The organism is Nostoc sp., from assembly GCF_036917975.1.
GTDB lineage: Bacteria > Cyanobacteriota > Cyanobacteriia > Cyanobacteriales > Nostocaceae > Nostoc.
Map to the genome: position 1 here is coordinate 46,106 of NZ_JBALEJ010000112.1, position 6,557 is coordinate 52,662.

6 protein-coding genes are annotated in these 6,557 nt (G+C 41.7%); all 6 read right to left on the reverse strand.

From position 1 onward, the window contains the following. Positions 1 to 100: 100 nt before the first annotated feature. The 6 genes from cobJ to V7K76_RS33575 all read right to left on the reverse strand — a co-directional run bounded on the left by cobJ (position 101) and on the right by V7K76_RS33575 (position 6,386). Positions 101 to 1,819 (reverse strand): precorrin-3B C(17)-methyltransferase, encoded by a 1,719-nt coding sequence (cobJ, locus tag V7K76_RS33550; protein WP_334777124.1) that lies wholly within the window; start codon positions 1,817 to 1,819, stop codon positions 101 to 103. 87 nt (positions 1,820 to 1,906) lie between these two features. Further along, the gene (locus V7K76_RS33555; protein ID WP_334777125.1) at positions 1,907 to 2,770 is read right to left on the reverse strand and encodes a hypothetical protein; all 864 of its coding nucleotides are present in this window, start codon (positions 2,768 to 2,770) and stop codon (positions 1,907 to 1,909) included. 36 nt (positions 2,771 to 2,806) lie between these two features. Beyond that, positions 2,807 to 4,012: a DNA methyltransferase gene (locus tag V7K76_RS33560; RefSeq protein WP_334777126.1), complete on the reverse strand. Its 1,206-nt coding sequence runs from the start codon at positions 4,010 to 4,012 to the stop codon at positions 2,807 to 2,809. A 522-nt stretch (positions 4,013 to 4,534) separates the two neighbouring features. Further along, entirely contained in the window at positions 4,535 to 4,924 is a 390-nt protein-coding gene (locus V7K76_RS33565) for a hypothetical protein (protein WP_334777127.1), read from the reverse strand. Between the two features lie 372 nt (positions 4,925 to 5,296). After that, complete coding sequence (locus V7K76_RS33570) at positions 5,297 to 5,689, reverse strand: peptidoglycan-binding domain-containing protein (protein WP_334777128.1); 393 nt, start codon at positions 5,687 to 5,689, stop codon at positions 5,297 to 5,299. A gap of 514 nt (positions 5,690 to 6,203) precedes the next feature. Next, positions 6,204 to 6,386, reverse strand: a complete 183-nt coding sequence (locus V7K76_RS33575; protein ID WP_334777129.1) for a hypothetical protein — start codon at positions 6,384 to 6,386, stop codon at positions 6,204 to 6,206. Between the last annotated feature and the right edge of the window lie 171 nt (positions 6,387 to 6,557).

Below are 6,557 nucleotides of genomic sequence, written 5' to 3' on the forward strand. Positions count from 1 at the left end.
ATTCTGACTTCTGAATTCTTCTTCAATTATTCCCTGGCGGGCATGGAAGCCAACAGATAAGCTATTTCCAGCTTAAGTTGACACCAATGGGCAGTGGCTGTTAGATATAGCGACGCGGTGTATAAACCCAGGTACTACCATCGCTGCGCTTGATGGTTCTGGTTTTTGTGGAACCAACGAGAATAATTGTCCGCATATCAGCGCTTGCTGGTATTAACTGGTCAAGTGCGATCGCTTTTACCGTCTGTCCGGGTCTACCAAGATTCCGTGCCAATACTACTGGTGTATCTGGTGTGCGATGTTGCAGCAAAATATTTCTCGCTTCTGCTAGTTGCCAGGTGCGCTCTTTGGAAACAGGATTGTAGAAAGCAATCACAAAATCAGCCTCAGCAGCAGCGGTAATTCGTTGTGCGATCGCAGACCAAGGTTTCAAGATGTCAGAGAGGGAAATAGCACAGAAGTCATGCCCCAAGGGCGCACCAATGGCTGCTGCTGCTGCCTGCATTGCGGAGATACCTGGGGCTACATGAATATCGATACTTTCCCATTCGGGTTTACGATCGCGATCGCATACCTCAAAAACTGCTGTTGCCATTGCATAGATACCAGGGTCGCCAGAGGAAACTACAGCTACATATCGCCCAGATGCGGCCAAATCAAGAGCCATCATTGCCCGTGCCTCTTCTTCGCGGTTGTCGGATTCATGCCGTTCTTTGCCATCAGCCAGAGAACCAACTAAATCCAAATACGTTTTATAACCCACAAGGTCAGTTGCCGATTTGAGTATCTCTTTCACTTCTGGAGACATCCATTGCTTCCCACCAGGGCCAGTGCCAATAATCGCTAACCGTCCGCGTGGCTGACCGATGGTGTTGGGGTCAATTGGTTGGGGGGCAATAGCGATCGCAATGTTAGGAGAAGGGGAAGATAAGGGAGATGTGCCTGTAGCGGCGATTGCTGCGGCTTGGGCGGGGCTATAACCTTGTGAAAGTAGACTTTCTAGCTGATTTGGGGTAAAAAAGCGCGCAGGTACTCCCAAGGCGCTAGCAACGGCGTGGATTGTGGGATCGGCGGCGGTAGCGATGGGTGCAAATATGCCGGCGACTGATGCTTTTTCTAGTTTGACATCAACTAGTAGCTGCTGGACTAAAGCTACTGCATCATCATTGATGTCACTAATTGCGATCGCGATCGTTGCTGGGTGGTAGACAAGGCAGTTGGCTGTAGGAGTTACTAAGCGTTCTGTAACTTTGATGGTCAAATCTCCAATTGGATCTATGGGCAGTTTGTGATCGCTCAACCAAGGCGCTATTCCTTCTAGCTTGACTTGCGCCCCAGCTAGCACATCTGAGATAAATTTCTTCGCATCGTCTGGGTTCGCTAAATGGTATCCAGGGGGAGGAGATAACAGCGTTGTGCCCAAACGTAAATCACCTGTGGTCGTAATTGCAGGTTTGACATCCAGGGCTTCAGCAATGCGGCGTGCCAAATCATTGACCCCACCAAGTCCGCCCAAGAGGGGCACAACAGCACTTCCATCTTCAGCCACAGCTAGCACTGGTGGTTCCTGTCGTTTATCCGAGATTATCGGAGCTAACGTCCTAATTAAAATACCGGCGGCACAAATGCCAATCAGCGGCCTTCCCTGAACAAATAACTCGCGCAGCGTCTCGCCAAAGTTCGTAAAGCTGACATCAACTCCAGATGTGCGACCCTCTAGACCGTATAGCGTCGCCCCTGGTAGAACACTGATTATTTTGCGTGCTACTGTCACGCTATTTTGACCTAATATTACAATGGCGGGTGCAACGTTTATCATTACTTAATTACGAATTACGTAGCTTGCTTCTCGCCGGAGGCGAGTATTACGTTAGCGTAGCCCATTACGAATTATTTAATTAGCACTTTAAATAAATGTTCTTAGAAATTTGAGTGCTTCAATTTTATTGTTAAATATGGCGTGAATTAAGTCACCATTATTATAACGAATATCAATCTCGTATTTTAATGGTGGGGCTAATGTAGGTTGATTATCTGGATAATTATGAATATATTCAATAGCATTTTCGACAGTGGCAGCTTGTTGAGATAGACCATGTAGGACAATGATATTTACTTGTTGGACTAGTCTAGCAAATGACTGCTCTAATGTATTGATAAATTTATCTATTTGGAATTTTTCAAGACTTAGCATTTGATTTTTGATGTTAGTAATATCCGGCGCTGATAATTTTTTCCATTGCTCAATCTTATTTTGAAAGTCTGCTTCTAACGTACTTTCATTGAAAGATGCATTTATACCAACAGATGTAAATGATTTAACGATGTTTTCATACTTAAGATAAAGAATTTTAAAGCCCTTAGATTCTAATTGATCAAGCGCTCCTTGAGTAAACACACCTGCTAGAATAGCTCCTAAAAATGGGTTAAGGTGATTATAGGTGTCTGCCAAAGGAATAAGCGCTCCTTCAATTTCTTGAACCTTGTTTCTAGAATGCTTGGTGTAACGCCGCCATGCAGTCTCAATAAATGCTACTGGAAGACCAAGAGTATCTTCTGTACCTCCTCGTTCCAGTACATAGTCAAGATCGTGATAGTTACCGTAGCGATCTTGCCATGATACCTTTTTAGTGATTCGTGCCTTGCGCTTTCTCTGAGAGTCTAAGTAAAAACCATGCTCATCAGCCACTTGTTGAAGTGTCTCACAAATAAATTCTTGGATGAAATGCCCTAAAATCTGACCCCATTTATGTGAAAATGATTCTGCCATTACATTTGTGCAAAAATAATTTGGGTTGTGATTACCCTATCCGTAAACCCACAAACAACCTTCGCAAAGAGGAACTCTATGCTTGCGATTTTTCCACTTCACATTTCGGTCACGAACTTTTTCAAAATTAAAAGATTCAAACCCTGCGGCTTCTGCTAATAAACCCATCCATTCAATCACCGGAATATAAACACCATAGGGAGCAGAATCGCCAATCATAAAGCAAACTGTTGCAGGACTTTTGCATACTCTGCGAAGTGCTATCCAAACTCTAGCCATATCCAAAAAATAGCAGGCAATCATCAAATGATAATTCTTTTTACCTCCATGTAAATGTCGTTCTTGGGACAATTTGTGACAGATTTCAATAATACTAGTCTTGATTGGATATAGCTCATGAGATGCTAGAACTTCATCAATGTTTACATTCTTATTGGTTACGTGCTGCGAACATGAACGAATTAAGTATTGCCTCACCGCACTTTGTAAATCACTCCAACCGGAAATTTCTTTCATAAAACACATTTCTAGACGTGTAGCATCTGCATAGTCATAGTTGTTAGCATACGGTGGTGAGGTGATTACCAAGTTGGCAAAATTATCAGGTACACCCTGGCAAGTCCGAGCATCAGATTGAATAAGTGTAGCAATAGAAGCCGCCATTTTTCCGGCAATTCTCATATCTGTAGCTATACTGTCTGCCATTAGCCCAAAAGCAGACATTGCATCTAAAGAATATTGTTTCTTTTTATTTGGTAAAATGTACTGCCAAGGTGCAGTTCCAGCATGAGAAACATGACGAAGAATTGATACAAGTGTTAACCAAACTAACTGAGATTCAGATGAATCATCAGCAAATTTTTCCCAAGACTGGCGCAATCTATCTAAAGACTCAAGTGAAGATATACTAAAGCATTCATGAATAAGTTTCGGGTATGTATCTATACAGGGCTGAATATTTTCGGCACATTTTATAACTTTTTCTATATGTTCAAGATAAGCATCAGCGTCAGTTTGATATAAAAGTTTAGCTCTTGCTATACGCACAACAAAGGGATGAGCCTCAATTCCCAAACATTCAACTCCAAGCTTTTCAGATGTAAGTAAAGTTGTACCAGAACCAGAGAATGGATCTAAGACAGTAGTTTCTCCTCGTTCTTTAGCTTGGGTAATTATAGTTTCTACCCATTGTGCAGAGAAACCTGCACTAAATCTAAACCAGCGATGAACTGGCAGTTTCATGTTATTAATGAATGTAGATGAATTGTCCAAGGATTGGGAAGTGCAAGAGGAAAATTCCTGAAATGGCAATTCTAATTGTAGATTCATGTGGATAGTTATTATTGTTTATGAAGCGATCGCTGGAAAATAAATAGGTAAAATGCGGCTTTGCAATACTAGTACACAGTAATTATCGCAGTTGGTTAAAATGTTCCTCTGTAATACCCAACTGCTTTAGAATTTCATAAAATGCATAGGAATTGTGTAGTCTTGTAAAGAATTCATAGGTATAGCCGCAAGTTTGAGTTAAACCTTCAGTTTACAGTAGACATCTCCAGAAATTAAATATGCGTTACCCAGAATCCTTGTAGAGACATAGCAGTGCTACGTCTCTACATTCATTTTCGGAGATGTCTAGCGATCGCATTCTCTTAAAAAAGTGCGATCGCTTCTTAATTGGGGACTGTAAACTCCTAAAATTTGAATGGAGACTGGGATTCCAAGCAAATACCCAAAGGATTTTTCCCCAATCCCCAATCCAACTCAACTCACTTTACGCTCTTTCAAGACTTGATCTAACAAGTTTCTAGCAGGTTGCGCTTTCGCCAACGCTACTTGATGGTCGTTATAAGCACGAACAAGGCGAGAAAGACTGCTCACACCTGCCTTGAGTTGCTCAAGTTCTTCACCAGCTACCAGTTCTCCATCGAGCATCCGCCCAATCAATGGTTTGATATCACCCACTTCTTGCCGGACTTTTTGGAGTTTTTCTAGGGTACTCAGTAAAGTTTTTAGTGAGTTCAATATATCGTCAATATCCTGGGCATCCTCTACTGGTTCTGGCGAATTTTCAATTGTTGCCGTGTCTTTGTCTGCAACTGTAGGCAATTCCTCTACAGACGTTTCACTTGTAACCCCGTTTGCTCGTGCCATCAACGCTTCCTCAAGGAATTTTCCTCAGTGTATCGCTGATCTCAAGTTGCCAAAGATAGTATTGTCATAATTCGTTAAAGGAGATTGCATACATTTGAGCATATCCCTCTCATCCTTAAAGCCAAGGTTGGTAAATTACAGAAGATTTTACAGCTTTGTTATTAAGTTATTATTGCCTTGAAACCGCTTCACTGACTCGATGATTCGCATTGGCGTAGCCCACCGTAGTTAGCACAATATTAAAATACCTGCGACATGGCCGCAGGCAATATTGAGATAGAAAAAGCTGGTTTACTACTTTAAGGCTAGAAAATAAATTCTAGCCTTTTGTGTTTAAGGCATTTCAGTAATGAGGATATTGAGTAAACTATTTTATTTAAGAGCTGCTAAAGTCCGGCGTCCAATTATTCCGTCTGCTCTTAATCCTTTAGACTTCTGAAATCTGATTACTGCTGCACGAGTCCTGTTATCAAACACACCATTCACATCTGCTGTATAGAATCCTTGCTGCTTTAAAGAATTTTGAGCAGTTTTTACTGTCTCTCCCCGGCTGCCTACTGTCAGTACATTACTACGCTTTGCTAGACTCCTGGGCTTTTGCTTGGCAACAGCATTAGTTTTTTTAGTCGTGTTTTGTTGCGGAGTATTTTGGGCGATGTAGGTAGCAGTAGCCGGATTTTGACTTTTATGATTGCTTAAAGAGAAAGCAGGCAAAGCAGTAGCTAGAGTTAGAGCAGGGAGTAAAGCAAGTACTTTCCAATTCATCTTCTTGTTCCTTCTAAACTATATGAAATTTTGCAATTTTGATTTGAAGAGTCATCTTCATAAAGGCCTGTGCCTGAAGTGATTCTCTTCGGTAGACTCTGGCGTGTGGGTTTAGCATAAGACTACTTCCGAAGCCAGAGCTATAGCATCACACGTCATATTGACAAAGTTATTGCAAAATTGTGACAAAAGCATGACTAAATATATTAAAATTTATGTCGGACGAGGTTGCGCTCTTGATTTATGAGAATTTCTCTAAGCTGGATTTAGATACCCGATTTTTTGAAGAAGCTAGTACCGCAAGGCGGAATTCAAAATGACGCTCGTAGACTCGTTCTAAGCGAAGCCATGCCGTTCGCGTAGCGTCTCGTAGAGAAGGCTTTACGCTGCGCTAACAAAATTCAAAATTCAAAATGAATAGAGCATAAGGTTTTCAGAAATTTTGAATGGTATGTCTATTTACGCCGTGGTGTACTAGATACCTGAGTAGTAACAGTTCAAGAGCAAAAAGTAGCTAGATTTCAAAGATTATTTTTTCTAGGCGCGTTAAGTTGGGCATTGATAGTTGTTTTAGGATTAGGGATGGTGAATTTTGAGTATAAAAAGCATTGCCCAGCGATCTCAAACCCATTACTAAATCAACTGTGAAGGATGCAGTTAGAGAGACGCGATAAATCGCCGTCTCTACAGGAGACATCTCCGAAAAATAACGTAGAGACGTAGCACTGCTACGTCTCTAAAAGGGTTCTGGGTAACGCATATTTAATTTCTGGGTGCGATTCGTTCAGTCTAAACCGAGTAATCGGGGGATGACTGGCTTTGATTGAGTAACCCATAAAGGGTGGAGTTCGCACTTTAAGCCTCAATC

What these genes read in the sequence shown, in the direction of transcription:
- V7K76_RS33565 (WP_334777127.1), bottom strand. Translation starts at nt 4,924, where the DNA reads ATGGCACGAGCAAACGGGGTTACAAGTGAAACGTCTGTAGAGGAATTG.
- V7K76_RS33575 (WP_334777129.1), bottom strand. Translation starts at nt 6,386, where the DNA reads ATGTCTCCTGTAGAGACGGCGATTTATCGCGTCTCTCTAACTGCATCC.
- V7K76_RS33570 (WP_334777128.1), bottom strand. Translation starts at nt 5,689, where the DNA reads ATGAATTGGAAAGTACTTGCTTTACTCCCTGCTCTAACTCTAGCTACT.
- cobJ (WP_334777124.1), bottom strand. Translation starts at nt 1,819, where the DNA reads ATGATAAACGTTGCACCCGCCATTGTAATATTAGGTCAAAATAGCGTG.
- V7K76_RS33560 (WP_334777126.1), bottom strand. Translation starts at nt 4,012, where the DNA reads ATGAAACTGCCAGTTCATCGCTGGTTTAGATTTAGTGCAGGTTTCTCT.
- V7K76_RS33555 (WP_334777125.1), bottom strand. Translation starts at nt 2,770, where the DNA reads ATGGCAGAATCATTTTCACATAAATGGGGTCAGATTTTAGGGCATTTC.